Annotated in this window: 1 protein-coding gene; it reads left to right on the top strand. The window is 66.8% G+C overall.

What is annotated here, in order from left to right:
• On the top strand, positions 1-1,442 hold a 1,442-nt coding region (locus HMPREF2914_RS03085), incomplete at both ends, for an acetaldehyde dehydrogenase ExaC (protein WP_070702801.1).

The following is a 1,442-nucleotide window of genomic DNA, read 5'->3' as shown; positions in this document are numbered from 1 at the left end:
CGCTACGGCAACTACATCGGCGGCGAGTTCGTGCCTCCGGTCAAGGGCCAGTACTTCACCAACACCTCGCCGGTGAACGGCCAGCCGATCGCCGAGTTCCCCCGTTCCACCGCCGAGGACATCGACAAGGCCCTCGACGCCGCCCACGCCGCCGCCGACGCCTGGGGCCGCACCTCGGTGCAGGAGCGTTCGAACATCCTGCTGAAGATCGCCGACCGCATCGAGCAGAACCTGGAACTGCTCGCCGTCACCGAGACCTGGGACAACGGCAAGGCCGTGCGCGAGACCCTCAACGCCGACATCCCCCTGGCCGCCGACCACTTCCGCTACTTCGCCGGCTGCATCCGCGCCCAGGAAGGCTCCGCCGCCGAGATCAACGACAGCACCGTGGCCTACCACATCCATGAGCCGCTGGGCGTGGTCGGGCAGATCATCCCGTGGAACTTCCCGCTGCTGATGGCCGCCTGGAAGCTGGCCCCGGCGCTGGCCGCCGGCAACTGCGTGGTGCTCAAGCCGGCCGAGCAGACCCCGCTGGGCATCTGCGTGCTGCTGGAACTCATCGGCGACCTGCTGCCGCCGGGCGTGCTCAACGTCGTCCAGGGCTTCGGCAGGGAGGCCGGCGAGGCCCTGGCCACCAGCAAGCGCATCGCCAAGATCGCCTTCACCGGTTCCACCCCGGTCGGCTCGCACATCCTCAAGTGCGCGGCGGAGAACATCATTCCCTCCACCGTCGAGCTGGGCGGCAAGAGCCCGAACATCTATTTCGAAGACATCATGCAGGCCGAGCCGGCGTTCATCGAGAAGGCCGCCGAGGGCCTGGTGCTGGCCTTCTTCAACCAGGGTGAGGTGTGCACCTGCCCGTCCCGCGCGCTGGTCCAGGAGTCGATCTACCCGGCGTTCATGGAAGAGGTGCTGAAAAAGGTCAGGGCGATCAAGCGCGGCGACCCGCTGGACACCGAGACCATGGTCGGCGCCCAGGCTTCCCAGCAGCAGTACGAGAAGATCCTCTCCTACCTCGACATCGCCCAGCAGGAAGGCGCCGAAGTGCTCACCGGCGGCAGCGTCGAGAAGCTCGAAGGCAACCTGGCCAGCGGCTACTACATCCAGCCGACCCTGCTCAAGGGACACAACAAGATGCGCGTGTTCCAGGAGGAAATCTTCGGCCCGGTGGTCGGCGTCACCACCTTCAAGGACGAAGCCGAGGCCCTGGCCATCGCCAACGACACCGAGTACGGCCTCGGCGCCGGCCTCTGGACCCGCGACATCAACCGCGCCTACCGCATGGGCCGCGGGATCAAGGCCGGTCGCGTGTGGACCAACTGCTACCACCTGTACCCGGCCCACGCCGCGTTCGGCGGCTACAAGAAGTCCGGCGTCGGTCGCGAGACGCACAAGATGATGCTCGACCACTACCAGCAGACCAAGAACCTGCTGGTGAGCTA

This window comes from Pseudomonas sp. HMSC067G02, from assembly GCF_001813485.1.
Lineage (GTDB): Bacteria > Pseudomonadota > Gammaproteobacteria > Pseudomonadales > Pseudomonadaceae > Pseudomonas > Pseudomonas aeruginosa.
This window is presented reverse-complemented; position numbering and strand designations above follow the sequence as displayed.